Origin of the sequence: Pseudomonas sp. IT-P171 (genome assembly GCF_949767765.1) — a bacterium.
Classification (GTDB): Bacteria; Pseudomonadota; Gammaproteobacteria; order Pseudomonadales; family Pseudomonadaceae; genus Aquipseudomonas; species Aquipseudomonas fluorescens_B.
In genome coordinates this window covers 155,516-179,960 of the sequence record NZ_CATKQN010000057.1, presented here as the reverse complement: position 1 = coordinate 179,960, position 24,445 = coordinate 155,516, and the positions used below count along the sequence as shown (strand labels likewise).

Sequence of the window (24,445 nt, the reverse complement as noted above, 5' to 3'; positions counted from 1 at the left end):
GTAAAGACCCGAGTTTTAATCTCCGCCAGCAATAGGCCATGCCTGTTTTGTCCCGTGTTCACGGGTGATCGGCACTTTTGGCGCTAAGCCGCTCTATATCTGGGCGTTTGGGCAGGCTAGTCTTGGCGCTCTGATTGAGGATCTTTGATGATTTCAGGTATTTCTTCGCGCACGCCGCAGCAGGCGCTGGCCGCTTTGCTCGATCGCTACGCCCCGCCGCGCCTGTTGCTGATCGGCGCCAGTGAGTTTCCCGCGCTTGAAGCGTTCAAGCTCGCGCACCCGGACACCTGCGTCGCCCATGCCGCGCCCGGGCCGTTGCCGGTCGAGCTGGCGGCGCGCCGCTTCGATCTGGCGCTGGTGGTCGACTGCCTCGAACACTTGCCCAAACGCGAGGGTCTGAATTTGCTCGGCGGAATCCGCAACCTCAACGCCAGTCGCATTGCGGTGCTCGCGGACTTGCCGGCCAGCGGCTGGCAGGAGACGGACTTTTTCTCCCTGGCCCTGCAAGCCAGTGAACGTTTCCAGCGCGACGATCAGGTGCTGACCCTGTTCACCTACGATCTGCTTGACTACAAACAAGTGCCCGACTGGCTCAACTCACGGTTCTGGGCCAATCCGGAAAACTTCGGGAAATATTGGTGGTAACGCAATGAGTACATCCATTTGCCCTTGCGGCAGCGGCACCCTGCTTGACGCCTGCTGCGGTCATTACCATGCCGGTCACCCGGCGCCCTGCGCCGAAGCCTTGATGCGGTCGCGCTACAGCGCTTATGTGCTGGGGCTGATTGACTATCTGGTGGCGACCACCCTGCCGGCGCAACAGACCGGCCTCGATCGTCAGTCCATCAGTGACTGGAGCGCCAAGAGCACCTGGCTGGGCCTGGAGGTGGAAAGCTCCGAGGTGTTCGGCGGTCAGCCGGAACACGCGTTCGTGACATTCACCGCACGCTGGCACGACGGCAGCGGCGAACACAGCCACCGCGAGCGTTCGTCGTTCGTGCAGAACGCCGGCCACTGGTACTTCATCGACCCCACCGTGCCCCTCAAGGCCGGACGCAACGATGCCTGCCCTTGCGCCAGCGGGCAGAAGTTCAAGAAGTGTTGTGCGGGGTATTTCGCGAGCTGAAGTGATCCGTGAAGGGCTAGACTGGGGTCAAGGGAGAAACACAACCATGATCACCAGGCGATTCGCACTTTTTCTGCTCACCCTGCTCCTGTTTCTCGGGCTTGGCGGCTGTGCGTCCTGGTTCAGCGACGATGAGCCGGAACCTCAAGTGCATCTGGTCAAGGTCGAAGTAGTCCGGGCGAAGCTGATGGAGCAACGCTTCCTGTTGTTCTTTCGCGTCGACAACCCTCGAGACAGCGACCTGACGGTACGCGGCCTCGAATACCGGATTCACCTGGGCGACATGCTGCTGACCGAAGGCGAGCATGAGCACTGGTTTACGGTCAGCCCCAGGCGCAGCGCGTATTTCAAAGTGCCGATCCGCACCAACCTGTGGCCGAAGGTGCGGGATCTGGTGAAACTGTTGAAAAAACCCGAGCAACCCATCCCCTATCGTCTTGAAGGTGAGCTGGAAACCGGTGTGTTCATCGCGCACTACGTGCACCTGGCGCGCAAAGGCGTGATAATCCCCGCCGATTTAATTCCGGAGCACACCCGATGACCCAGCAACCCCACGTCCATGGCCCTGACTGCAACCACGATCATGACCATCACGACCACCATGATCACGACCATGGCCATGTTCACGGCCCGAACTGCGGCCACGCGCACCAGGAACCGGTACGCAACGCCTTGAAGGACGTCGGCCGTAACGATCCTTGCCCGTGCGGCAATGGCAAGAAATTCAAGAAGTGCCACGGCGCTTGATGTTTCAGGCGAAAAAATTCTTCGCCTCTTGAATCGCTATCGCGGGCTTGCCCGCGATGGCAGCCATACTGTTCACCCTCAATTTGTCAGTTAACGCACAGGCTTTTCAGTTTGCGTTCAATACCTGCGCCGTGCTGACAACCGTCGCATATTCCCCCTGCAGATTCCCCAGCGACATGGCATGCACGTCCTCGGCAGAACGGGCATTACCAAAGTAATCCGCCTTGTCGAACGTGAAGCACGCATCCTCCGCCACCCATGTCTCGAACCCCAGATTCCCGGCCGTTCGCGCCGTGGACTCCACCGAATTGTGGGTCGCTACGCCAACGATGACCAACTGATCGATCCCCTCTTCGCGCAATCCCGCCTCCAACCCCGTTGCACAAAACGCATCCGGTACCTGTTTCTGAATCAACTGCTCGCCGGCCAATGGCTGGAACCGCTCCTGAAATTCCACGCCCGACTGCTGCGGCCAGAACACCGAGTCCGGCGAACGCGACAGATGCTGGACGTGAATCACCGGGCGCCCGGTTTCACGCCAATAACCCAGGAGTTCGAGAATCCGCGCCTCAGCCTGAGGATTGTTTCGCCGGCCGAGCCGGGGCTCCAGGATGCCTTTTTGTTGATCGATGATGATCAGTGCCGCGTTGGTCTTGAGCTCCATGCCGACTATTCTCACGCAAGGTCATTGAATTTCACGCACTTCAGCATCACCTCCTCCTGCAGACAAGCCTTCGATCGCAAACAGGACGACCTGATGCCCGCGGTTGCTGTCCATTCCTGACAATGTCTCTTGATGTGGAGTACTTCATGATCGACCTGTATTACTGGACCACCCCCAACGGCCACAAAATCTCGATTTTCCTGGAAGAAGCCGGCCTGCCTTACAACGTGCACCCGATCAACATCAGCCAGAACGAACAGTTCCAGCCGCATTTCCTGAAAATCTCTCCGAACAACAGAATTCCAGCGATCGTCGATCATGAGCCAGCCGATGGCGGGGAACCTCTGTCGCTGTTCGAGTCCGGGGCGATTCTGCTGTACCTGGCGGAAAAGACCGGCAAGTTCCTGCCCAAGGACCTGCGCGGTCGCCAGCAGGCGCTGCAATGGTTGTTCTGGCAGATGGGCGGGCTGGGGCCGATGGCCGGGCAGAATCATCACTTCAGCCAGTTCGCGCCGGATAAAATCCCTTACGCGATCAAGCGCTACATCGATGAGACGGCGCGCCTTTACGGCGTACTCGACAAGCAACTGGCGAACAACGAGTTTGTCGCCGGCAACGAATACAGCATTGCCGACATGGCGATCTACCCCTGGATCGTTTCCCACAAATGGCAGAGCCAGAATCTGGAGGATTTCCCGAATGTTCTGCGTTGGTTCAACCACATCCAGGATCGGCCGGCGACGATGAAGGCGTATGCCCTTGCAGCGAAAATCAACCCACCCAAGCCCTGAGGAACACCACAGCCCCTCAGCGTGTTCACAACCCCCTGTGGCGAGGGAGCTTGCTCCCGCCCGGCTGCGCAGCAGACGCAATCCGGGCACCTCTGTTTCCGATGAACCCGGTTGGGGGGCGCTGCGCACTCCAGCGAGAGCAAGCTCCCTCGCCACAGGGACATCGCTGACCTCGGTTTATCAGACAAATCCTGAAATAACCCCATACCCCGCTTGCGCGGCCACCTCCTGCTCTCTAACGTAGCGCCTTTATTGCGCCTCTACCCCCGCAGGAGCTTTGCCATGGCCTCGCCAGCCCTCACACATTTTCTTCCCCGGTTCGGCGTTGCCGCAGCAGTGGCCGGTGTTTTGAGCCTGACCGGTTGTCAGACCTGGAACACTCAGGACACCCTCCCGCCGACGACTGGCGTACAGCCGCTCAAGGGTCTGGCGCAGAACGTTTCAGTGCGCCGCAATGCCATGGGCATGCCGTTGATCGAAAGCAGCACGTTCCACGACGCACTGTTCACCCTCGGTTACGTGCACGCGAGCGACCGCATCACGCAAATGGTCACCCTGCGCCTGCTGGCCCAGGGCCGTTTGTCGGAGATGTCCGGCTCGGACCTGCTGGATGCCGACCGTTACATGCGCGCCGTCAACCTGAAGAAAAGCGCCGGTGAGTTGTACAAGGCCTCGTCGCCGCGCCTTAAACGCTTCTTCGAAGTCTATGCCCGCGGGGTCAACGCCTACCTGTTCCGCTACCGCGACAAGCTCCCGGCAGACCTCGCGGCCACCGGCTACAAGCCCGAGTACTGGAAACCGGAAGACTCGGCGCTGATTTTCTGCCTGCTGAACTTCAGTCAATCGGCGAACCTGCCCGAGGAAATTTCCTCGCTGGTGCTGGCCCAAACGGTCACCACCGACAAACTCGCCTGGCTGACACCGTCCGCTCCCGACGAAAAACTGCCCGTGGCCGAAGCCGAAAAACTTCAGGGCCTCAAGCTGAACGGTGCAATTGCGGGGCTCGCCGACATCAGCAAGGCCACAGCTCAACTGTCCGACCTGAATCTGCTGGGCGCTACGTCATCGAACAACTGGGCGATCGCCCCGCAACGCAGCCGCAGCGGCAAAAGCCTGCTGGCCAGCGACAGCCATGGGCCGCTGGGCGTGCCGTCGTTGCTCAGTTACGTGCAGATTCGTACGCCGAAATATCAGGCGTCCGGCGTGACCATCGCCGGTTTGCCGATGGTGCTGGGCGGCTTCAACGGCAAAGTGGCGTGGAGCATGGCGTCGGTCATGGGCGACAACCAGGACCTGTTCCTGGAAAAAATCAAACGCCAGGGCAACGGACTTTCCTACGAAGTCGGCGGCAAATGGCAGCCGGCCATCGTTCGCAACGAAACCTACTTCGTCAAAGGCCAGCGGCCGATTCGCGAAGCGGTTTACGAAACGCGCCACGGACCGCTGCTCAACAGCGCCAAAGGCACAGCGTTGGATAACGGCCTGGGTCTGGCATTGCAGACGCCGAACTTCACCGATGACAAATCCCTGGACGCGTTTTTCGACCTGTCCCGGGCGCAGAACGTCGAGAAAGCCTCGGACGCCAGCCGTGAAATCCGCGCGATCACGCTGAACCTGGTCTTCGCCGACGCCAGCAACATCGGCTGGCAAGTCACCGGCCGTTACCCGAACCGCCGCGAAGGCGAAGGCCTGCTACCGTCGCCGGGCTGGGAAGGTCGTTACGACTGGGACGGTTACGCTGACCCGATGCTGCACCCGTACGATCAGGACCCGGCGCAAGGCTGGCTCGGCACCGCCAACCAACGGGTCATTCCCCATGGCTACGGCATGCAGCTGTCCAACTCGTGGTCGGCGCCGGAGCGCGGCGAACGCATGGCCGAACTGGCCGGCGCGGGCAAACACGACACGCGCAGTGTGATCGCCATGCAATACGATCAGACCACCACCTTCGCCGCCAAACTGAAGAAGATGTTTGCAGCGCCGGGTATGGCCCAACCGCTGAAACAGGCTATCGAGGCGCTGCCGGTCGCTGATCGCGGCAAGGCTCATGAAGCGCTGACCCGCCTGATGGCATTCGACGGCAAACTCGCGCCGACCTCCGCCGATGCGGCGATTTACGAGTTGTTCCTGCAGCAAAGCGCGCAGCAAATTTTCCTCGACGAATTGGGCCCGGAAAGTAGCCCCGCATGGAAAGCCTTTATCGCCAACGGCAAGTTGTCCTACGCGGCCCAGGCCGATCACCTGCTGGGCCGTGAAGACAGCCCGTTCTGGGATGACGCGCGCACGCCGCAGAAGGAAGACAAACCGGCGATCCTCGCCCGCAGCCTTGCAGCCGCCATCACCGCCGGCGACAGCCAGTTGGGTGGCGACCACAAAGCCTGGCAGTGGGGCAAATTGCACCGTTATGAGTGGAAAAACGCCAGTGGCCAGACCGTGCGCGGCCCGCTCGCGGCCGGCGGCGATCACACTACGCTGAACACCGCGGCGTTCGCCTGGGGCCAGGATTTCAACACCACGCTGGCGCCGGCCATGCGCTTCATCGTCGACTTCGGCCAGGCCGAACCGCTGATGGGCCAGAACGGCACGGGTCAGTCCGGTAATCCGGCCAGCCCCCATTACCTCGACAGCGTGCAGCCGTGGCTCAAGGGGCAATACGTGAGTCTGCCGATGCAACCGCAGAACTACGACAAGGTGTACGGGACCAAGCGATTGACGCTGACACCCGGAAAATAAGAGCAAGAAAAGATCAAAAGATCGCAGCCTTCGGCAGCTCCTACAGTGGATTCGCGTTCATCTGCAGGAGCTGTCGAAGGCTGCGATCTTTTGCTTTTGATCGTTGCAAAAAATCCATAGAACTTCTGACCTCGGCCAAACCTCATAGCTAACAAGTCCCTCCATTTTGGTAACAACATGGATCTTGTTATTGCGCGTCCCGAAGGCTTGTATTGCCCCGCCGGCGATTTCTATATCGACCCGTGGCGGCCGGTCGAGCGTTCGGTTATCACCCACGCCCACGGCGATCATGCCCGAGGCGGCAACCAGCACTATCTGGCGGCCGCCCCCGGCGAAGGGATATTGCGCGCGCGACTGGGCCAGGACATCAACCTGCAAACCCTGGCCTATGGCGAACGGCTGCTGCACCACGGCGTCACCCTGAGTTTTCATCCCGCCGGCCATGTGCTCGGCTCGGCACAGGTGCGCCTGGAATACGGCGGCGAGATCTGGGTCGCTTCAGGAGATTACAAAGTCGAGCCCGACGGCACTTGCGCGCCTTTCGAACCGGTGCGCTGCCACACCTTCATCACCGAATCGACATTTGGCCTGCCGATCTACCGCTGGCAACCCCAGGCGCAGGTGTTTGCAGAGATCAATCAGTGGTGGCAAGCCAACGCCGTCGAAGACAAGGCCAGCGTGCTGTTTTGCTATTCCTTCGGCAAGGCACAGCGGATTCTCCACGGCATCGACGCCAGCCTCGGCCCCATTCTGGTGCACGGTGCCGTCGAGCCGCTCAACCGGGTGTATCGCGAGAGCGGCGTTTATTTACCGCCGACGATCTACGCCGGCGATGTCAAAAAGAGCGACCCGATGATGCGCAACGCGCTCATTCTGGCCCCGCCTTCCGCTGGCGGTAGCACCTGGATGCGCCGCTTCGGTGACTACAGCGATGGCTTTGCCAGCGGCTGGATGCGTTTACGCGGCACACGGCGCCGGCGCGGTGTCGACCGTGGCTTCGTGTTGTCCGACCACGCCGACTGGCCAGGCCTGCTCTGGGCCATCGAGCAGACCGGCGCCGAGCGCGTCATGGTCACCCATGGTTCGGTGGCGGTCCTGGTGCGCCATCTGCGCGAACAAGGTCTCGACGCCCAAGGGTTCACCACCGAGTACGGCGACGATGAAGAAGACATTACAACCACCGACCCCGAGAGCACCGAGGTGCTGCCATGAAGGCCTTCGCCGAGTTGTATGCGGAACTTGATGCCACGACCTCGAGCAACGCCAAATTGGCGGCCATGCAACATTACTTCGTCCAGGCCGCGCCGGAAGACGCGGCATGGGCGGTGTATTTTCTGTCCGGCGGACGCCCTCGCCAACTGGTGCCGGTGCGCATCCTGCGTGAACTCGCCGTAGCGTACTCCGGCCTGTCGCCGTGGTTGTTCGAAGAGAGTTATCAGGCGGTCGGCGATCTGGCGGAAACCATCTCGCTGGTACTGCCTGAAACGCCCCACAGCTCCACCGACGGATTGGCGGTGTGGATCGAAGAAAAACTGCTGCCGTTGCGCGGCGAATCTCCCGAAGTGCTCGCCGAACAGTTGCCAAAACTCTGGTCGCAACTGGACCGCCCCAGCCTGATGCTCTGCATCAAACTGATCACCGGCAGTTTCCGCGTCGGCGTCTCAAAGTTGTTGGTGACCCGCGCCCTGGCGGCGATGGCACAGCTCGACAGCAAACGCGTGGCCCAGCGTTTGGTGGGTTACACCGACCTGTCCAATCGCCCGAGCGCGGCCAGTTACCTGAAGCTGATTGCGGCCGAATCGTCGGATGAACATGCTCAGCGTGGCGGTCAGCCCTATCCGTTTTTTCTGGCGCATGCGCTATCCCAACCGGTCGAACAGTTCGACGGGTTGCTCGGCCCGGCCAGCCACTGGCAAGTGGAATGGAAGTGGGATGGTATCCGTGCCCAAGTGGTCAAGCGCGACGGCCGACTGTGGATCTGGTCCCGCGGTGAAGAGTTGGTCACCGAACGCTTTCCCGAACTCGACAGCCTGGTCCACGGCCTGCCCGACGGCACGGTGATCGACGGTGAAATCGTTGCCTGGAAAACCGCGCCACCGGACACCGAGGATGCCTTCGATCCACTGGCGCCAACGCCGCCCGCGGTCCAACCGTTCGCCCTGCTGCAACAGCGGATCGGCCGTAAAACCCTGGGCAAGAAAATCCTCGAAGAAGTCCCGGTGGTTGTGCTCGCCTACGACTTGCTGGAATGGGCGGGCGAAGACTGGCGCAACCAGCCTCAAGCCAGGCGTCGCACCCAACTGGAGCACGTCATCGCTGACTGCAGCAACCCGGTGTTACTGCCCTCCCCCGTGCTCACCGGGGAAGACTGGTTCGACCTCGCCCGCCAACGCGAAGCCTCCCGCCGCCTCGGCGTCGAAGGCATGATGCTCAAGGCCCGCGATGCGTTGTATGGCGTCGGCCGCACCAAGGACATGGGCGTCTGGTGGAAATGGAAAGTCGACCCGTTCAGCGTCGACGCGGTGCTGATCTACGCGCAACGCGGGCATGGCCGTCGGGCCAGTCTCTACAGCGACTACACCTTCGCCGTGTGGGACGGCCCGCCGGACGCCAGCGAACGCACTCTGGTGCCGTTCGCCAAGGCCTATTCGGGGCTCACCGACGCAGAGATGCGCCAGGTCGACAGCATTGTGCGCAAGACTACCGTCGAAAAATTCGGACCGGTCAGCAGCGTGAAACCGAGCCTCGTGTTTGAGCTGGGGTTTGAAGGAATTGCCCTGTCCAAGCGGCACAAGAGCGGGATAGCGGTGCGGTTTCCGCGGATGTTGCGGTGGCGGCAGGATAAATCCGTTGAAGAGGCTGACAACCTGGCCACATTGCAGGATTTGTTGGGCTGAAAGAGGCCTTGTGGCGAGGGAGATTGCGCCCGCTGGAACGCAAAGCGGTCCCGGTTTACAGAGATTTACGACGGCTGCGCAGTCGAGCGGGAGTAAGCTCCCTCGCCACAGGATTGCGTCCGACCGACCTGATTTGGTGCAACCTGTTTGCGACGCCCGTTTTCGTGCACAAATCCCGCCTTGCCATTTCTCGTATCACCTTTTAAAACGCTTGTTCGGCACTCTGGTTCGGAAATTGCTACTTTCAATGGGTCTTACGCTTTCCAGTAACAATAATTCTGCGCCACAAGCGCTCATATTGGTTCTTAGGGATTGAATAATGAAAAAAGCATTGCTGACCCTTTCTGCACTGGCGTTGTGCATGGCTGCCGGCTCCGCGCTGGCCAAGGAATACAAAGAACTGCGTTTCGGCGTTGACCCTTCCTATGCACCGTTCGAGTCGAAAGCGGCCGACGGTAGCCTGGTGGGCTTCGACATCGATTTGGGGAACGCGATCTGCGCCGAGCTGAAGGTCAAGTGCAAATGGGTCGAAAGCGATTTCGACGGTATGATTCCGGGCCTGAAGGCCAATAAATTCGACGGTGTGATCTCTTCGATGACCGTCACCCCGGCCCGCGAAAAAGTCATCGACTTCTCCAGCGAGCTGTTCTCCGGCCCAACCGCTTACGTGTTCAAGAAAGGTTCCGGCCTGAGCGAAGACGTCGCGTCCCTGAAGGGCAAGACCGTAGGCTACGAGCAAGGCACCATCCAGGAAGCCTACGCCAAGGCCGTGCTGGACAAGGCTGGCGTGAAAACCCAGGCTTACCAGAACCAGGACCAGGTGTATTCGGACTTGATGTCCGGTCGCCTCGATGCGGCAATCCAGGACATGCTGCAAGCCGAACTGGGCTTCTTGAAGTCGCCTAAAGGCGAAGGCTACGAAGTCAGCAAGCCGGTCGACAGCGAATTGCTGCCAGCCAAAACAGCTATCGGTATCTCTAAAGGTAACAAAGACCTCAAGGCACTTTTGGATAAAGGTATCAAAGCGTTACACGACGATGGCACCTACGCCACCATTCAGAAGAAACACTTTGGCGATCTGAATCTGTACAGCGGCAAATAATGCCCGGCGCCCATCTCGCGATGGGCGCTTTTTTCATCCGATCAGGTTGCTGATTTATGTTCGAAAACCTCCTACAAAATCTGGGGCTCTCTGCCTTCAGCCTCAAGGGCTTCGGCCCGTTGCTGATGGAAGGCACCTGGATGACCATCAAATTATCGGCGTTGTCGCTGCTGGTGGCCGTGTTGCTCGGCCTGCTCGGCGCCAGTGCCAAACTGTCAAAAGTCAAACTGGTGCGCGTTCCGGCACAGATCTACACCACGCTGATTCGCGGCGTGCCAGACCTGGTGCTGATGCTGCTGATCTTTTACAGCCTGCAAACCTGGTTGACGTCGCTCACCGACTTCATGGAATGGGAATACATCGAGATCAACCCGTTCAGCGCCGGGGTCATCACCCTGGGCTTCATTTATGGCGCGTACTTCACCGAAACCTTTCGTGGCGCGATTCTCGCGGTGCCACGGGGCCAGGTCGAAGCGGCGACCGCCTATGGCCTCAAGCGTGGCCAGCGGTTCTGGATCGTGGTGTTTCCACAGATGATGCGCTTTGCCCTGCCGGGCATCGGTAACAACTGGATGGTGATGCTCAAGGCCACCGCGCTGGTATCGATCATCGGCCTCGCCGACCTGGTCAAGGCCGCGCAGGACGCCGGCAAAAGCAGTTATCAGCTGTTTTACTTCCTGGTGCTGGCCGCGTTGATCTACCTGCTGATCACCAGCGCCTCCAACTTCATCCTGCGCTGGCTTGAACGCCGCTACTCCGCCGGCTCCCGGGAGGCCGTACGATGATCGAACTCCTGCAGGAATACTGGAAACCTTTCCTCTATACCGATGGCTACAACATCACTGGCCTGGCCATGACCCTGTGGCTGCTCAGCGCGTCGATCTTCATCGGGTTCCTGGTGTCGATCCCGTTGTCCATCGCCCGGGTGTCACCGCATTTCTACATTCGCTGGCCGGTGCAGTTCTACACTTACCTGTTCCGCGGGACGCCGCTGTATATCCAACTGCTGATTTGCTACACCGGCATTTACAGCCTGGCCGCCGTGCGCGAGCAGCCGATACTCGATGCGTTCTTTCGCGACGCGATGAACTGCACCATCCTGGCGTTCGCCCTGAACACCTGCGCCTACACCACGGAGATTTTCGCCGGGGCGATCCGCAGCATGGCCCATGGTGAAGTCGAAGCGGCCAAGGCCTACGGTCTGACCGGCTGGAAGCTGTATGCCTACGTGATCATGCCGTCGGCGCTGCGTCGCTCGTTGCCGTATTACAGCAACGAAGTGATCCTGATGCTGCACTCGACCACGGTGGCGTTCACCGCGACCGTCCCGGACATCCTGAAAGTCGCGCGGGACGCCAACTCGGCGACCTTCCTGACCTTCCAGTCGTTCGGCATCGCCGCGCTGATCTACCTGACCGTTACCTTTGCGCTGGTCGGACTGTTCCGCCTCGCCGAACGCCGATGGCTGGCGTTCCTCGGGCCGACCCACTAGGACTTCTTGCAAATGCGCCACCAGATACATGACCTGCTGGCCCCGCTGCCGGGGACCGCACGACAGATTCACAGTTTCCACTTCGGCCCGACGACGGCCCAGGGCAAGATCTATATCCAGGCGTCCCTGCACGCCGATGAAATGCCCGGCATGCTGGTCGCCTGGCACCTCAAGCAGCGCCTGGCGGAACTCGAAGCCTCCGGTCGCCTGCGCAGCGAAATCGTGCTGGTGCCGGTGGCCAACCCGGTCGGCCTCGAACAAGTGCTGATGGATGTGCCGCTGGGGCGCTACGAGCTCGAAAGCGGCCAGAACTTCAACCGCTGGTTCGTCGATCTGAGCGAAGAAGTCGGCAACGAAATCGAAGGCCAACTGGGCGACGATCCGCAGCGCAACCTCGAACTGATCCGCAGCAGCCTGCGTCAGGCGCTGGCGCGACAGACCGCCAGCACTCAACTGCAATCCCAGCGCCTGATCCTGCAACGACTGGCCTGTGATGCGGACGTGGTCTTGGACCTGCATTGCGATTTCGAAGCGGTCGCGCACCTCTACACCACGCCAGAGGCCTGGCCGCAGGTCGAGCCGCTGGCCCGTTACATCGGTGCCGAAGCGAGTCTGCTGGCCACCGATTCCGGCGGCCAGTCGTTCGACGAGTGCTTCACCCTGCTCTGGTGGCAGTTGAAGGAGCGCTTCGGCGAGCATTTCGATATTCCGCTGGGGAGTTTTTCGGTGACCGTCGAATTGCGCGGCCAGGGTGACGTCAATCATCCATTGGCCAGCCTCGACTGCCAGGCGTTGCTTGATTACCTGATTCACCACGGCGCCATTGCCGGCGAACCGGCGCCCCTGCCGGAGCTGCCGTATCCCGCCACGCCGCTGGCCGCCGTCGAACCGGTGGCTACGCCCGTGGGCGGCTTGCTGGTGTTCACAGCGCTGCCGGGGGAATACCTCGAAGCCGGGCAACGGGTCGCCGAAATCATCGACCCGGTCAATGACCGCGTCACCCCCGTTCACTGCACCGTCGCCGGGCTGATGTACGCCCGCTCGCTGCGGCGCATGGCCACTGCCGGCATGGTGATCGCCCACGTCGCGGGCACCGAAGCCTATCGCAGCGGTTACCTACTTTCGCCTTGAGGATGCATGCCCCATGTACAAACTGACCATCGAAGGCCTGCATAAAAGCTATGGCGATCATCATGTGCTCAAAGGCGTTTCACTCAAGGCCAACACCGGCGACGTCATCAGCCTGATCGGCGCCAGCGGCTCGGGTAAAAGTACCTTTCTGCGCTGCATCAACTTTCTTGAACAACCCAACGACGGCACCATGACCCTGGACGGTCAGAACATCCGCATGATCAAGGACCGCCACGGCATGCACGTGGCCGACGCCGATGAACTGCAAAAAATCCGCACGCGCCTGGCCATGGTGTTCCAGCACTTCAACCTGTGGAGCCACATGACGGTGCTGGAAAACATCACCATGGCCCCGCGCCGGGTGCTGGGCTGCAGCAAGCAGGAAGCCGAAGACCGCGCCCGTCGTTATCTCGACAAGGTTGGCCTGGCTGCACGCGTGGCCGACCAGTACCCAGCGTTTCTTTCCGGGGGTCAGCAACAACGTGTGGCCATTGCGCGAGCGTTGGCCATGGAACCGGAAGTCATGCTGTTCGACGAACCGACCTCGGCGCTCGACCCCGAGCTGGTGGGTGAAGTGCTCAGGGTGATCCAGGGTCTGGCCGAAGAAGGGCGGACCATGATCATGGTCACCCACGAAATGAGCTTCGCCCGCAAGGTGTCGAGCCAGGTGCTTTTTCTGCATCAGGGACTGGTCGAGGAAGAAGGCGCGCCGGAAGACGTGCTGGGCAACCCGAAAAGCGAGCGGTTGAAGCAATTCCTCAGCGGTAATCTCAAGTAAACGTCGCCGATAAACCTGTGGGAGCCAGCTTGCTTGCGTGAGGCCATGTCATCCGCCACATAAGGTGACTGACACACCGCGATCGCGAGCAAGCTCGCTACCACGGGGTAACGTGTCAATCGCTGACACGACAGCAAAGCAATTAAACTTGTCGCATCCCCCCGCGGTCACTGAAAGAACACGTTCAGAGCGCACACCGCCGGCATGGGAACCTCCTCCGACTTCGCAAAGCACTGGTTCACCGCTCGCGGCTGGAAACCGTTCGCCTTTCAGAAACAGGTGTGGGCCGCGGTCAAACAAGGGCAATCCGGGTTGCTGCACGCCAGCACGGGTGCCGGCAAAACCTACGCCGTCTGGTTTGCCGCCCTCAACCGCTTCGCCTCTGCCGCCCCTGTTGAAAAATCCCGCAAACGAAAACCGCTTGCCGAACCACTGACGGTTCTGTGGATAACGCCCATGCGCGCCTTGGCCGCGGACACCGCCCGCGCACTGGAAGCGCCGTTGCGCGACTTGCAGCTCCCGTGGAGTGTTGGCCTGCGCACCGGCGACACCAGCAGCAGCGAACGCGCGCGGCAGACCCGGCGGCTGCCCTCCGCGCTGATCACCACGCCGGAAAGCCTCACCCTGATGCTCGCCCGTGCCGACGCGCAAACCGCGCTGTCGACCTTGCGTATGGTGGTGGTGGACGAATGGCACGAATTGCTCGGCAACAAACGCGGCATACAACTGCAACTCGCCCTCGCTCGCCTGCGTCGGTGGAATCCCGAACTGATCGTGTGGGGTGTTTCCGCAACGCTGGGTAATCAGGCCCACGCCGAACAGGTCCTAATCCCACAAGGCGGTGGCATTAGCGTTCAGGGCGAGACCCGCAAGGCGCTGCTCGTCGACACGCTGTTGCCGCCAGCCATCGAGCGTTTTCCATGGGCCGGGCATATCGGGTTGAAGATGTTGCCGCAGGTGGTCGCGGAACTGGATGCGAGCCCCGCAAGCCTGGTCTTCACCAACACCCGTGCCCAGTCCGAAATCTGGTATCAGGCGCTGCTGGAAGCACGCCCCGACTGGGCCGGCTTGATTGCCTTGCATCACAGCTCACTGTCACGCGACACCCGCGACTGGGTCGAACGCGCACTCAAGGACGGTCAGCTCAAAGCGGTGGTCTGCACTTCCAGCCTGGACCTCGGCGTAGACTTCCTGCCGGTGGAGCGGGTGCTACAGATCGGCTCGGCCAAAGGAGTGGCACGACTGATGCAGCGTGCCGGGCGGTCCGGCCATGCACCGGGACGCGTGTCGCGGGTGACGCTCGTGCCAACGCACAGCCTGGAGTTGATCGAAGCCGCCGCCGCTCAGGACGCCGTGGCGCAGCGCCGGATCGAACCCCGAGAATCGCCGCATAAACCGCTGGATGTGCTGGTTCAGCATCTGGTCAGCATGGCCTTGGGCGGTGGTTTTTTGCCCGATGAGTTGTATGAAGAAGTCCGCGGGGCCTGGGCTTATCGTGATCTCACGCTGGAAGACTGGACCTGGGCGCTGGCTTTCGTACGCCACGGAGGGCTTTCCCTGACGGCGTATCCGGATTATCGCCGCGTTGAACCGGATCAACAGGGTGTCTGGCGCGTGCCGGATGCGCGCTTGGCCCGGCGCCATCGCATGAGCATCGGCACGATTGTCAGCGACGCAAGCATCCAGCTGAAGTTCTGGAGCAAGGGCGGCGGGGGCAAGCAACTGGGCAGCGTCGAGGAAGGATTTATCGCACGTCTCAAACCGGGCGATGGCTTTCTGTTTGCCGGCCGACTGCTCGAATTGGTGCGCGTGGAAAACATGACCGCTTACGTCAAACGCAGCACGGTAAAAAAAGCCGCGGTGCCACGATGGAACGGTGGGCGCATGCCGCTTTCCAGCGAGTTGGCCCGGGCGGTAGTCGAGCGTTTCGGTGCAGCGGCGCTGGGCGAGTTCATCGGTCCTGAAATGCAGGCCTTGCGTCCGTTACTGGAGGTGCAACAGCGCTGGTCGGGATTGCCAACCGAGAACAGTCTGCTGGCTGAAACGCTGAAATCCCGCGAGGGTTGGCACCTTTTCCTCTACCCCTTCGCCGGGCGCCAGGTGCATTTGGGGCTGGCGAGTCTGCTGGCATGGCGTGTCAGTCAGCAACAGGCGGTGACGTTTTCCATTGCGGTCAACGATTACGGGCTGGAATTGCTCAGCGCCACCTGTGTGGAGTGGTCCAGTGTCCTGAACCCCGGACTGCTGAGTCCCGAGCAGTTATTGAACGATGTGCTCGCCAGCCTGAACGCTGGCGAACTGGCGCTGCGGCGCTTTCGGGAAATCGCACGGATTGCCGGGCTCGTGTTCGCCGGGTATCCCGGCGCCCCGAAAAGTACGCGCCAGGTTCAGGCCTCCAGTGGTTTGTTTTACGAAGTGTTCAAGCAATACGACGCCGGGAACCTGCTCCTGGCCCAGGCCGGGGAAGAAGTCCTGCGCAACGAGCTGGATATTCATCGTCTGGAAAAGACGCTGGAGCACATCAGTCGACTCAGGCTCGACGTGCATCCGGTCAAACGTCCCACGCCCCTCGGGTTTCCACTGCTGGTAGAACGCATGCGCGAAAGCATGAGTTCGGAAAAACTCGCCGATCGCATCAGGCGCATGGTCAGCGACCTTGAGAACACTGCCGAAACCGGAAAAGTCTGATGAGTACGCCCTATCCCGTAAGCCTGGCTGGTGAAGAACTATGGTTGTTGCCGGAAAAGGCCCTCTACTGGCCTGCGCAACAAGCCCTGCTGATTGCCGACGTGCATTTCGGCAAGGCCGCCGCCTACCGAACGCTCGGCCAGCCGGTGCCCCGGGGCACCACCTCCAGCAATATCGCCGTGCTCGACGGATTGCTGGCGGCCCTGCCCTGCCGCCAGCTGATTTTCCTCGGTGATTTTCTTCACGGACCCGGCTCCCATGCCACCGAGACGCTGAAGGCCTTGGCCGACTGGAGAGCGCGACACTGCCAGTTGCCCATGACACTGATTCGGGGAAATCACGACAAGCGTGCCGGGGATCCACCGGCGTCGCTGAACATTCGCGTGGTGCCTGAGCCTTTGCTACTGGGGCCGTTTGCGTTGCAGCACGAACCTCAACCGCATCCGCAGCGGCACGTGCTCGCTGGCCATGTGCATCCGGTCTATCGGTTGAACGGTCGAGGTCGGCAAAGCCTGCGGCTGGCGTGCTTCAGATTTGCCGGGGAAATCAGCCTGCTTCCGGCCTTCGGTGCGTTCACCGGTGGGTATCAGGTCGAAAGGGACGACAGCTGTAGGATTTTCGTCATCGGTGATAACGAAATATGGCCAGTCAGCTGAAGTCTTCAAGGACATCAGCTGACTGGCCATTCGTCTACAACCTGTCAATCAGGCAACCGGCGCGGGAGGCGGCTCATCCGGCAGGGTCGGCTCGCCGGGTTCGGTGGGTTGTTCGTTAGGGGTATCGGGATCAGGCTGGCCGGGGATGCCCCCCGCCATGCTGATTGGCGGATGTGCCAACAAGGACCAGGCCAAGACGCCAACCTGATTGGGCTCAAGCCTTGCCAGTTCGGCACTTATTCGCGGATCGATCTTCATAAAGCACTCCTGAGCAAAGGCCTGGTCCGCTGTGCGCGAACCGGGCAGTACACCCAGTAGAGTGTCTACCCGCTCAAGAATTCCCGCTAGCTGCCAGATGAATCGATCAGGTACGTGGCAGGGTCACGCCGCGTTGGCCCTGATACTTGCCGCCACGGTCTTTGTAGGAAACTTCGCACTCTTCGTCTGATTCAAGGAACAGCATCTGTGCCACGCCCTCGTTGGCGTAGATTTTCGCCGGCAGGTTGGTGGTGTTGGAGAATTCCAGGGTCACGTGCCCCTCCCACTCAGGCTCGAGCGGGGTCACGTTGACGATGATGCCGCAGCGGGCGTAGGTGCTTTTGCCCAGGCAGATGGTCAATACGTTGCGCGGAATACGGAAGTACTCGACGGTGCTCGCCAGGGCGAAAGAGTTCGGCGGGATGATGCAGACATCGCTGTGGATGTCGACGAAACTGCCAGCATCGAAATTTTTCGGGTCGACGATAGCCGAGTTAATGTTGGTGAACACCTTGAAATGATTAGTGCAACGAACGTCGTAGCCGTAACTCGACACGCCGTAGGAGATCACACGGCTATCGTCGCTGCCGCGCACCTGGCGCTCGACGAACGGTTCGATCATGCCGTGCTCTTGCGCCATGCGGCGAATCCACTTGTCCGATTTGATGCTCATGGCGGGTGTCCTGAATAGCGAGGTGGAAAAAATCTGTCCGGCATCTTACCGGGCGCGCGCTTCGGGTTCAAAGACCGTGGCGCAATTCTCGCCGATCCCCCGTAAATTCCGGCGCTTCGCCGCAATACGATGCACCGTCAGTCACGAAAACAGAGAAACCTTCGCAGGAAGCATTGGCACGTCCCGGAAAAAGGGTTAAGGTGGCGCCACTGTGCTGCTTGTGTCACTGAGAATCTCTACACGATATGTTGAATTTCGATCCAACCATCTACAAGAATTTTTCCTGCTCTTTGCACTCAGTCTCGGCCAGGGTTCTTCCTGTGTCGCAGTTATCTTTGTTCAAGGAGTTACACCATGTCTAATCGCCAAACTGGTACCGTTAAGTGGTTCAACGATGAAAAAGGCTTCGGCTTCATCACTCCACAATCCGGTGACGACCTGTTCGTTCACTTCAAAGCTATCCAATCCGACGGCTTCAAAAGCCTGAAAGAAGGCCAACAGGTTTCTTTCATCGCTACCCGCGGTCAGAAAGGCATGCAAGCTGAAGAAGTTCAAGTTATCTAACTTGTACTTGCTTTAGTAAAAAGCCCCGCCCTTAAAAGCGGGGCTTTTTTGTGCCTGTGTGTTTTGCAGGCAAAAAAAATCGCAGCCCGTGGGCTGCGATTTTTTGTGGCTTACCAGGCCACACCGAATCCTGCGGTGTAGCGGGTCTTGTCCAGATCGGCATCGTCATCGGTACCGCTGATGATGTCTCGTTCGGCCTTCAGGTTAAGTGACGCCCACTCGGTCACTTTGTAGCGCAGGCCCACTTCCGCATCGAGCGCATAATCTGCCACGCCCGACAACGGCTTGCCCACTTCGCCATTGGTGAAGAACTCCACCTTCTTGCCGATCAGGTAGCGGTTGTAATCCCACTTCATCGCCAGGGAATAGAAGTTTTCTTTCCTGCCGTCGTCGAACTGGTAGTCCGTGCGGTTGACCAGCGAGCCCAGCGAGAATGCGCCCAGCTCGTCATCCCAGAACTGGTAACCCGGCCCGGTACCGACGGTGCGCTGACGGGAGAGCTCTTCAACCTTGTCGCGCTTATAGACCGCGCGGCCCTGCCAGAACCATTTCTCGGTCAGGAAGCGGTCGAGGGAGTACTCGCCCCGCCAGTTGTCGGTGGTAACCACGTCATCCTGGAATTCACGGTTGTACTCGCCTTCCGCGATATGCCGCCATCTGCCATGACGCGCAGTGGTCTTGAAGTCGATGTCGTAATCGTCTGTGTCTTTTTCCGCCCGCTGGTAATCCAGCGCCGCATCGATATTGCCTTTCCAGACCAGATCTTCGACGACCGGCTTGGGTTTGAGAATCTGCTGGATACTCGCCAGCTCGACCGTCTTCGGTGCCTCGCCGTTTTCCAGCGTCACCTTGCCGTCGTCTGCCGCGTGCAGCGACTTGGCCTTCTCGCCTTTGTAGGTTTCCTGCTTGACCAGCAACTCCTGATCGCTTTCCAGGGTTTTGACCTGCTTCCAGTCGATAGGCACCGAGCCGGCGTACTCGGTCTGAATCAACAGTTTGCCGCCGTCAAACAGCGTGATCTTGCCGCTCAGTTTGTCACCGTTCTTCAACCAGACGGTATCGGCGAGCACGGACGAGGAAGCACTCAAGACAGCGAGGCACAGCAGGGTTCTGGACACCATAAGCAAATACAGGCTCAAGTTTGCGAAAAAAGTCGGCATTATCCCAAGGAACAAGGCCCTAGCTTGGACTGACACGACTATTCCCACCGAGTTCATTTCTCAGTAAGCGATCAAGGATTTACTCTACAGACGGTAATGCGAACCTCTTCAGGAAGCCCGAACGTGACTGACCCCACCCTCGAAACAGAAAGTGCCGCGCAAATCCGACGCACGGCGCTCTATCTGACCCTGGCGCAGGTGCCCGAGGGCAAAGTCGTGAGTTATGGTCAGCTGGCCGAACTGGCAGGACTCGGCCGCGCGGCGCGCTGGGTCGGTCGTACCCTGAGCCAGTTGCCCGGCGACACCAAACTGCCCTGGCACCGCGTACTCGGCGCCGGCGGTCGAATCAGCCTGCCGGTGGGCAGTCCCTCAGGGGATGAACAGCGCGCGCGATTACGCTCCGAAGGGATCAGTGTCCTGAACAATCGTGTTGATATTCAGCGCCATGGCTGGCGCCCGGTAGAGCACAGCGGTTAGAGTGCGCGCTTTGTTTCCGTAATCTTGAGGCAGACTTCAGCCCATGCCCCGTAAAACCTGGCGCGCCGCGCTCGCCGCCTATGCCAGCCCTTCAACACTTGTGCTGTTGTTGCTTGGTTTCGCCGCCGGCCTGCCCTACATGCTGGTGTTTTCGACACTGTCGGTCTGGTTGCGTGAAGCCGGTGTGGCTCGCGAAACCATCGGCTATGCAAGCCTGATCGGCCTGGCCTACGCCTTTAAATGGGTCTGGTCGCCGCTGCTCGACCAATGGCGCCTGCCCTTGCTTGGCAAGCTCGGTCGCCGTCGCTCATGGTTGGTGCTGTCCCAGGCACTGGTAATCCTCGGCCTGATCGGGATGGGTTTCTGCGACCCGCAAAAACATCTGTCCTGGCTGATCGCAATCGCCGTGGTCGTAGCCTTCGCTTCGGCGACGCAGGACATCGCGGTCGACGCCTATCGCCTGGAAATCGCCGACGACACCCGTCAGGCCGCCCTCGCCGCCAGCTACATGTCCGGCTACCGGATCGCGGCGCTGCTGGCCACTGCCGGCGCCCTGTTCTTCGCCGAAGGCTTCGGCTCCACCGGTTTCAACTATAAGCATTCGGCATGGGCCGGCACTTACCTGCTGTTCGGCGCCCTGATGGTTCCGGCGTTGCTCACCTCGTTTTTCATGCGTGAACCGCCAGTGCCGTTACGCACGCAACTCCAGGCCGGGCGCTACAGCTTTGCGCATCAACTGGCCTCGGTGTTCGTGCTGATCGTGCTGCTGGTGTCCGTGCCGGCCATGTTTACCCAGCTCTACAACACCGACTTCGCCAGCGTGCTGTTCCAAGGCACGAGCCTGCTCGACCTGCTGCTGGAAGATCGCGCGTTCCTGCGGGCGATTCTCTACACCACGCTCACCGCGCTGTGCCTTTCGGCCATAGGCCGCCGAGGCCTCGCGCCCGTACTCACCCCGATCAACGACTTCATTCTGCGTTACCGCTGGCAGGCACTGCTGCTACTCGGACTGATCGCCACGTATCGGATGTCGGATACGGTAATGGGCGTGATGGCCAACGTGTTCTATATCGACCAAGGCTTCACCAAGGATCAGATTGCCAGCGTCAGCAAAATCTTCGGCCTGATCATGACCCTGGTCGGCGCCGGCATGGGCGGACTGCTGATCGTGCGTTTCGGCATCCTGCCGATCCTGTTCATCGGCGGCGTGGCGTCAGCGGGCACCAACATCCTGTTCCTGATGCTCGCCGACATGGGCGCCAACCTGAACATGCTGATCCTGACCATTTCCCTCGACAACTTCAGCTCGGGCCTGGCGACCTCGGCGTTCGTCGCCTATCTGTCGAGCCTGACCAACCTCAAGTTCTCGGCCACCCAATACGCCCTGCTCAGCTCGATCATGCTCCTGCTGCCACGCCTGATCGGCGGCTATTCCGGGGTCATGGTGGAAAAGTTCGGCTATCACAATTTCTTCCTGATCACCGCGTTGCTGGGTGTTCCGACACTGCTGTTGATCGCCCTGCACTGGTTCCAGGAGAACCGCCGCGAAGGCCCGACACCGACGCCAGAACCGGTGCCGACCCAGGTCGCGGAAGAATCGTAGGACGCTTCGCCGAGGGCGTGGAGAATCCTGCCCTCGAGCCACACCACCGACCGCACGCCTGTACGCCAGCAGATCTCGCCCGTACAATGCTCCGTCATTTCTCGTCATCAGCAACCGACAACGGCCAACCATGCGCACCAGTCAATTTTTGCTCGCCACACAGAAAGAAACGCCTTCCGATGCGGTCGTGATCAGCCATCAGCTGATGCTGCGCGCCGGCATGATCCGCAAACTCGCCTCGGGCCTGTACACCTGGCTGCCGATGGGCTTGCGAGTGATGCGCAAGGTCGAAGCCATCGTTCGTGAAGAAATGAACGCCGCGGGCTCTCTCGAAGTGTTGATGCCGAGTACTCAACCGGCTGAGTTGTGGCAGGAATCCGGTCGCTGGGAAGAATACGGCCCTGAGTTGCTGCGCTTCAAGGATCGCCACGGTCGCGACTTCTGCGCCGGCCCGACCCACGAAGAGGTCATCACCGACCTGATGCGCAACGAGCTGAGCAGCTACAAACAGCTGCCGATCAACCTGTATCAGATCCAGACCAAATTCCGTGACGAAATCCGCCCACGCTTCGGTTTGATGCGCGGCCGCGAATTCATCATGAAGGACGCCTACTCGTTCCACGCTGACCAGCCTTCGCTGCAGGTCACGTACGACCGCATGCACCAGGCGTACTGCAACGTGTTCACCCGTCTGGGCCTGAAATTCCGCCCTGTTGAAGCCGACAACGGCTCCATCGGCGGCGCCGGCTCCCACGAGTTCCACGTACTGGCCGAATCCGGCGAAGACGACATCGTCTTCAGCAACGGTTCCGACTACGCCGCGAACATCGAGAAGGCCGAAGCCGTGCCACGGGAAACCTCCCGTCCGGCGCCGGCTGAAGAGCTGCGCCTGGTCGACACGCCAGAGACCAAAACCATCGCCGCGCTGGTGGAAAAATTCAATCTGCCGATCGAAAAGACCATCAAGACCCTGGTGGTGCACGCCGAAGAGAAAGGCAAGCTGATTGCCTTGATCATCCGTGGCGACCACGAGCTGAACGAAATCAAGGCAGCCAACCAGCCAGGCGTTGCCAGCCCGCTGGTCATGGCGTCGGAAAGCGAATTGCGTGACGCGATTGGCGCCGGTGCCGGCTCGCTCGGCCCGTTGAACCTGCCGCTGCCAATCATCATCGACCGTTCCGTCGAGCTGATGAGCGACTTCGGTATCGGTGCGAACATCGATGACAAGCACTACTTCGGCGTGAACTGGGTGCGTGACCTGCCGGTTCCGACCGTTGCCGACCTGCGCAACGTCGTGGCGGGCGACCCTAGCCCTGACGGCAAAGGCACCCTGGAAATCAAGCGCGGCATCGAAGTCGGGCACATCTTCCAGCTGGGCAACAAGTACAGCAAGGCGATGAAGTGCGAAGTGCTGGGCGAGAACGGCAAGCCGGTCACCCTGGAAATGGGTTGCTACGGCATCGGCGTTTCCCGCGTGGTGGCCGCCGCCATCGAGCAGAACAACGACGAGAACGGGATCATCTGGAGCGACACACTGGCGCCATTCCAGGTTGCCCTGGTGCCGCTGCGCTACGAAACCGAGCAGGTTCGCGAAGCCACCGACAAGCTGTATGCAGAACTGACTGCGGCCGGCTTCGAAGTGCTGCTGGACGATCGCGACAAGAAAACCAGCCCGGGCATCAAGTTCGCGGACATGGAGCTGATCGGCATTCCTCACCGGATCGTGGTCAGTGACCGCGGCCTCGCCGAAGGCAATCTGGAATACAAGAGCCGCACCGAGCCCGAGGCGCAAGCGCTGCCGGTCGCTGACGTGCTGTCCTTCCTCCAGGCCCGTATCCGCCGCTGACACCAGATAGAGAAGTCATGTTCAAGCGAAACACCTTAGGCCTCGGTGGTGCCGCCCTGTGCGGCACCCTGCTGGTCAGCGGCTGTGCCAATCACATGTCGCAACGCAGCGAGCACGAGGAACGTGTCGAGCGCAAATTGCTCGACCACAGCCTGCAGATCGATGTCGGTGAGCCCAAGGTGCTTGAGCTGCCGCAACGCCGGGTGAAAATCCACGAGCAGAAGACCTTCGAAGTCACCGAGTTCGAAGTCACGCGGCATTACGACCGCTACACGCCTTACCAACCCTGGCGGGAGATCTATGAGATCCCGCTGGGCGCGGTGGCCGTGGTGGCGGGTGTCGGCGCGAACGTGGTCAACGTGTTCACCCTCGGCAATTTGCCGGATAGCGTGACCAAGGACTGGTTCAGTTACGGTTTTGCCGGGCTAAATCCGTTCATGAACGCGCCGTCGCACGGTCGTGCGCAGCAGAACCTGGCGGGTATCGATGAGGTCCAGCTCGACAAGCGCACGGAATACTCGAGCCTGCCGTGGAGTGAGCGCCCGGTGGAGGTCAAGGCCGGCAAGGAAACGTTCGAGCTGAGCACTGACAAAAATGGCGTGTTGCGCCTGAACCTGCTGGACAGCCCGTTCGCCGAACATGACATCAACCATCTGAGCCGGCTGCTGATCAAGGTCGAAGATGGTCAGGACGATGTGCATACCGACTCAACCCTGGCGGTCAGCAGCTCGTTGCGCGGCAAACTGCTTGAAGCCCATGGGCTGATTTACGACGATCTTGAAGATGACGAAGTGAGCCAGTGGGTCCACCGAGTCAAACGTCTGTCGGAGCTGGGCCTGGAAGAAGAAGCCAGCGAGCTGGAACAGAGCCTGATCGAGCTGACTCGCAACGATCCGGAGTTGCAGACTGAATTCCTCAAGTCATTGACCAAGGATGCCGGGCGATTGGTGGCGGATCCGGGACCGAATTAAGTCTCCTAAAAGATCGCAGCCTTCGGCAGCTCCTACGCGGTATTTTTCCTCCGCAGGAGCTGCCGAAGGCTGCGATCTTTTGTTTTTA

Annotated in this window: 24 protein-coding genes; 20 read left to right on the top strand and 4 right to left on the bottom strand. The window is 60.4% G+C overall.

Annotated features, from left to right (window positions below; genetic code table 11):
* The first annotated feature begins 147 nt into the window (after positions 1-147).
* Genes ACM6I5_RS25130 through ACM6I5_RS25115 form a run of 4 tightly spaced genes read left to right on the top strand, consistent with a single transcriptional unit; the run spans position 148 to position 1,873 of the window.
* Positions 148-645 (top strand): DUF6231 family protein, encoded by a 498-nt coding sequence (locus ACM6I5_RS25130; protein WP_017336800.1) that lies wholly within the window; start codon positions 148-150, stop codon positions 643-645.
* Positions 646-649: 4 nt separating this feature from the next.
* Positions 650-1,126, top strand: a complete 477-nt coding sequence (locus tag ACM6I5_RS25125) for a YchJ family protein (protein ID WP_017336799.1) — start codon at positions 650-652, stop codon at positions 1,124-1,126.
* A gap of 46 nt (positions 1,127-1,172) precedes the next feature.
* Positions 1,173-1,667 (top strand): LEA type 2 family protein, encoded by a 495-nt coding sequence (locus ACM6I5_RS25120; protein ID WP_017336798.1) that lies wholly within the window; start codon positions 1,173-1,175, stop codon positions 1,665-1,667.
* Positions 1,664-1,873 carry an SEC-C metal-binding domain-containing protein gene (locus ACM6I5_RS25115; RefSeq protein ID WP_007906737.1) on the top strand — a complete coding sequence of 70 codons (210 nt, stop codon included), beginning with the start codon at positions 1,664-1,666 and terminating at the stop codon, positions 1,871-1,873. The genes ACM6I5_RS25120 and ACM6I5_RS25115 overlap by 4 nt, the downstream gene beginning before the upstream one ends.
* Positions 1,874-1,979: 106 nt before the next feature.
* Here the strand turns inward: ACM6I5_RS25115 and ACM6I5_RS25110 are convergent, their stop codons facing one another.
* Positions 1,980-2,537, bottom strand: coding sequence for a cysteine hydrolase family protein (locus tag ACM6I5_RS25110; protein ID WP_414884900.1), 558 nt, complete (start codon positions 2,535-2,537; stop codon positions 1,980-1,982).
* A gap of 146 nt (positions 2,538-2,683) precedes the next feature.
* Here ACM6I5_RS25110 and ACM6I5_RS25105 point away from each other — a divergent pair, with 146 nt between their 5' ends.
* The 11 genes from ACM6I5_RS25105 (at position 2,684) to pdeM (ending at position 16,805) form a co-directional block, all read left to right on the top strand.
* Positions 2,684-3,328 carry a glutathione binding-like protein gene (locus ACM6I5_RS25105; protein ID WP_414884899.1) on the top strand — a complete coding sequence of 215 codons (645 nt, stop codon included), beginning with the start codon at positions 2,684-2,686 and terminating at the stop codon, positions 3,326-3,328.
* A gap of 282 nt (positions 3,329-3,610) precedes the next feature.
* A complete protein-coding gene (locus ACM6I5_RS25100) occupies positions 3,611-6,061 on the top strand; it encodes a penicillin acylase family protein (protein ID WP_414884898.1) in 2,451 nt (816 codons plus the stop codon).
* 177 nt (positions 6,062-6,238) lie between these two features.
* Positions 6,239-7,273 (top strand): ligase-associated DNA damage response exonuclease, encoded by a 1,035-nt coding sequence (locus tag ACM6I5_RS25095; RefSeq protein WP_017336793.1) that lies wholly within the window; start codon positions 6,239-6,241, stop codon positions 7,271-7,273.
* Positions 7,270-8,958 carry an ATP-dependent DNA ligase gene (locus ACM6I5_RS25090; protein WP_414884897.1) on the top strand — a complete coding sequence of 563 codons (1,689 nt, stop codon included), beginning with the start codon at positions 7,270-7,272 and terminating at the stop codon, positions 8,956-8,958. Before ACM6I5_RS25095 ends, ACM6I5_RS25090 begins: the two co-directional genes overlap by 4 nt.
* Before the next feature lie 319 nt (positions 8,959-9,277).
* The gene (locus tag ACM6I5_RS25085; protein WP_017336791.1) at positions 9,278-10,060 is read left to right on the top strand and encodes a transporter substrate-binding domain-containing protein; all 783 of its coding nucleotides are present in this window, start codon (positions 9,278-9,280) and stop codon (positions 10,058-10,060) included.
* Positions 10,061-10,116: 56 nt separating this feature from the next.
* The gene (locus ACM6I5_RS25080) at positions 10,117-10,845 is read left to right on the top strand and encodes an ABC transporter permease (protein ID WP_017336790.1); all 729 of its coding nucleotides are present in this window, start codon (positions 10,117-10,119) and stop codon (positions 10,843-10,845) included.
* Positions 10,842-11,552, top strand: a complete 711-nt coding sequence (locus tag ACM6I5_RS25075) for an ABC transporter permease (protein WP_017336789.1) — start codon at positions 10,842-10,844, stop codon at positions 11,550-11,552. The genes ACM6I5_RS25080 and ACM6I5_RS25075 overlap by 4 nt, the downstream gene beginning before the upstream one ends.
* A gap of 12 nt (positions 11,553-11,564) precedes the next feature.
* On the top strand, positions 11,565-12,683 hold the full coding sequence (locus ACM6I5_RS25070) for a succinylglutamate desuccinylase/aspartoacylase family protein (protein ID WP_017336788.1): 1,119 nt from the start codon (positions 11,565-11,567) through the stop codon (positions 12,681-12,683).
* A 13-nt stretch (positions 12,684-12,696) separates the two neighbouring features.
* Positions 12,697-13,461 (top strand): ABC transporter ATP-binding protein, encoded by a 765-nt coding sequence (locus ACM6I5_RS25065; RefSeq protein ID WP_017336787.1) that lies wholly within the window; start codon positions 12,697-12,699, stop codon positions 13,459-13,461.
* Between the two features lie 204 nt (positions 13,462-13,665).
* Entirely contained in the window at positions 13,666-16,149 is a 2,484-nt protein-coding gene (locus tag ACM6I5_RS25060; RefSeq protein WP_414884896.1) for a ligase-associated DNA damage response DEXH box helicase, read from the top strand.
* On the top strand, positions 16,149-16,805 hold the full coding sequence (pdeM, locus tag ACM6I5_RS25055; protein WP_017336785.1) for a ligase-associated DNA damage response endonuclease PdeM: 657 nt from the start codon (positions 16,149-16,151) through the stop codon (positions 16,803-16,805). Before ACM6I5_RS25060 ends, pdeM begins: the two co-directional genes overlap by 1 nt.
* Before the next feature lie 48 nt (positions 16,806-16,853).
* Here the strand turns inward: pdeM and ACM6I5_RS25050 are convergent, their stop codons facing one another.
* Both ACM6I5_RS25050 and dcd read right to left on the bottom strand, forming a co-directional pair.
* Positions 16,854-17,063 carry a hypothetical protein gene (locus ACM6I5_RS25050; RefSeq protein WP_017336784.1) on the bottom strand — a complete coding sequence of 70 codons (210 nt, stop codon included), beginning with the start codon at positions 17,061-17,063 and terminating at the stop codon, positions 16,854-16,856.
* A 106-nt stretch (positions 17,064-17,169) separates the two neighbouring features.
* Positions 17,170-17,736, bottom strand: coding sequence for a dCTP deaminase (gene dcd, locus ACM6I5_RS25045; protein ID WP_007904652.1), 567 nt, complete (start codon positions 17,734-17,736; stop codon positions 17,170-17,172).
* A gap of 354 nt (positions 17,737-18,090) precedes the next feature.
* Between dcd and ACM6I5_RS25040 the strand changes: the two genes are divergently transcribed.
* A complete protein-coding gene (locus ACM6I5_RS25040) occupies positions 18,091-18,300 on the top strand; it encodes a cold-shock protein (protein WP_002554837.1) in 210 nt (69 codons plus the stop codon).
* Positions 18,301-18,410: 110 nt separating this feature from the next.
* Here ACM6I5_RS25040 and ACM6I5_RS25035 read toward each other — a convergent pair whose 3' ends face one another.
* A complete protein-coding gene (locus tag ACM6I5_RS25035; RefSeq protein ID WP_017336783.1) occupies positions 18,411-19,421 on the bottom strand; it encodes a DUF481 domain-containing protein in 1,011 nt (336 codons plus the stop codon).
* A gap of 135 nt (positions 19,422-19,556) precedes the next feature.
* Between ACM6I5_RS25035 and ACM6I5_RS25030 the strand changes: the two genes are divergently transcribed.
* The 4 genes from ACM6I5_RS25030 (at position 19,557) to ACM6I5_RS25015 (ending at position 24,357) form a co-directional block, all read left to right on the top strand.
* Positions 19,557-19,937 carry an MGMT family protein gene (locus tag ACM6I5_RS25030; protein ID WP_238588318.1) on the top strand — a complete coding sequence of 127 codons (381 nt, stop codon included), beginning with the start codon at positions 19,557-19,559 and terminating at the stop codon, positions 19,935-19,937.
* Positions 19,938-19,980: 43 nt separating this feature from the next.
* A complete protein-coding gene (locus ACM6I5_RS25025) occupies positions 19,981-21,540 on the top strand; it encodes an AmpG family muropeptide MFS transporter (RefSeq protein WP_017336781.1) in 1,560 nt (519 codons plus the stop codon).
* A 130-nt stretch (positions 21,541-21,670) separates the two neighbouring features.
* Positions 21,671-23,386: a proline--tRNA ligase gene (locus ACM6I5_RS25020; protein ID WP_414884895.1), complete on the top strand. Its 1,716-nt coding sequence runs from the start codon at positions 21,671-21,673 to the stop codon at positions 23,384-23,386.
* Positions 23,387-23,403: 17 nt separating this feature from the next.
* Positions 23,404-24,357, top strand: a complete 954-nt coding sequence (locus ACM6I5_RS25015; protein WP_017336779.1) for a hypothetical protein — start codon at positions 23,404-23,406, stop codon at positions 24,355-24,357.
* Positions 24,358-24,445: the final 88 nt, after the last annotated feature.

Coding starts and splice junctions, on each gene's coding strand:
- ACM6I5_RS25050 (WP_017336784.1), bottom strand. CDS start 17,063: ATGAAGATCGATCCGCGAATAAGTGCCGAACTGGCAAGGCTTGAGCCC.
- ACM6I5_RS25100 (WP_414884898.1), top strand. CDS start 3,611: ATGGCCTCGCCAGCCCTCACACATTTTCTTCCCCGGTTCGGCGTTGCC.
- ACM6I5_RS25085 (WP_017336791.1), top strand. CDS start 9,278: ATGAAAAAAGCATTGCTGACCCTTTCTGCACTGGCGTTGTGCATGGCT.
- ACM6I5_RS25095 (WP_017336793.1), top strand. CDS start 6,239: ATGGATCTTGTTATTGCGCGTCCCGAAGGCTTGTATTGCCCCGCCGGC.
- ACM6I5_RS25080 (WP_017336790.1), top strand. CDS start 10,117: ATGTTCGAAAACCTCCTACAAAATCTGGGGCTCTCTGCCTTCAGCCTC.
- pdeM (WP_017336785.1), top strand. CDS start 16,149: ATGAGTACGCCCTATCCCGTAAGCCTGGCTGGTGAAGAACTATGGTTG.
- ACM6I5_RS25075 (WP_017336789.1), top strand. CDS start 10,842: ATGATCGAACTCCTGCAGGAATACTGGAAACCTTTCCTCTATACCGAT.
- ACM6I5_RS25030 (WP_238588318.1), top strand. CDS start 19,557: ATGCGAACCTCTTCAGGAAGCCCGAACGTGACTGACCCCACCCTCGAA.
- ACM6I5_RS25060 (WP_414884896.1), top strand. CDS start 13,666: ATGGGAACCTCCTCCGACTTCGCAAAGCACTGGTTCACCGCTCGCGGC.
- ACM6I5_RS25130 (WP_017336800.1), top strand. CDS start 148: ATGATTTCAGGTATTTCTTCGCGCACGCCGCAGCAGGCGCTGGCCGCT.
- ACM6I5_RS25040 (WP_002554837.1), top strand. CDS start 18,091: ATGTCTAATCGCCAAACTGGTACCGTTAAGTGGTTCAACGATGAAAAA.
- ACM6I5_RS25125 (WP_017336799.1), top strand. CDS start 650: ATGAGTACATCCATTTGCCCTTGCGGCAGCGGCACCCTGCTTGACGCC.
- ACM6I5_RS25115 (WP_007906737.1), top strand. CDS start 1,664: ATGACCCAGCAACCCCACGTCCATGGCCCTGACTGCAACCACGATCAT.
- ACM6I5_RS25090 (WP_414884897.1), top strand. CDS start 7,270: ATGAAGGCCTTCGCCGAGTTGTATGCGGAACTTGATGCCACGACCTCG.
- ACM6I5_RS25110 (WP_414884900.1), bottom strand. CDS start 2,537: ATGGAGCTCAAGACCAACGCGGCACTGATCATCATCGATCAACAAAAA.
- ACM6I5_RS25025 (WP_017336781.1), top strand. CDS start 19,981: ATGCCCCGTAAAACCTGGCGCGCCGCGCTCGCCGCCTATGCCAGCCCT.
- ACM6I5_RS25015 (WP_017336779.1), top strand. CDS start 23,404: ATGTTCAAGCGAAACACCTTAGGCCTCGGTGGTGCCGCCCTGTGCGGC.
- ACM6I5_RS25065 (WP_017336787.1), top strand. CDS start 12,697: ATGTACAAACTGACCATCGAAGGCCTGCATAAAAGCTATGGCGATCAT.
- dcd (WP_007904652.1), bottom strand. CDS start 17,736: ATGAGCATCAAATCGGACAAGTGGATTCGCCGCATGGCGCAAGAGCAC.
- ACM6I5_RS25035 (WP_017336783.1), bottom strand. CDS start 19,421: ATGGTGTCCAGAACCCTGCTGTGCCTCGCTGTCTTGAGTGCTTCCTCG.
- ACM6I5_RS25070 (WP_017336788.1), top strand. CDS start 11,565: ATGCGCCACCAGATACATGACCTGCTGGCCCCGCTGCCGGGGACCGCA.
- ACM6I5_RS25120 (WP_017336798.1), top strand. CDS start 1,173: ATGATCACCAGGCGATTCGCACTTTTTCTGCTCACCCTGCTCCTGTTT.
- ACM6I5_RS25020 (WP_414884895.1), top strand. CDS start 21,671: ATGCGCACCAGTCAATTTTTGCTCGCCACACAGAAAGAAACGCCTTCC.
- ACM6I5_RS25105 (WP_414884899.1), top strand. CDS start 2,684: ATGATCGACCTGTATTACTGGACCACCCCCAACGGCCACAAAATCTCG.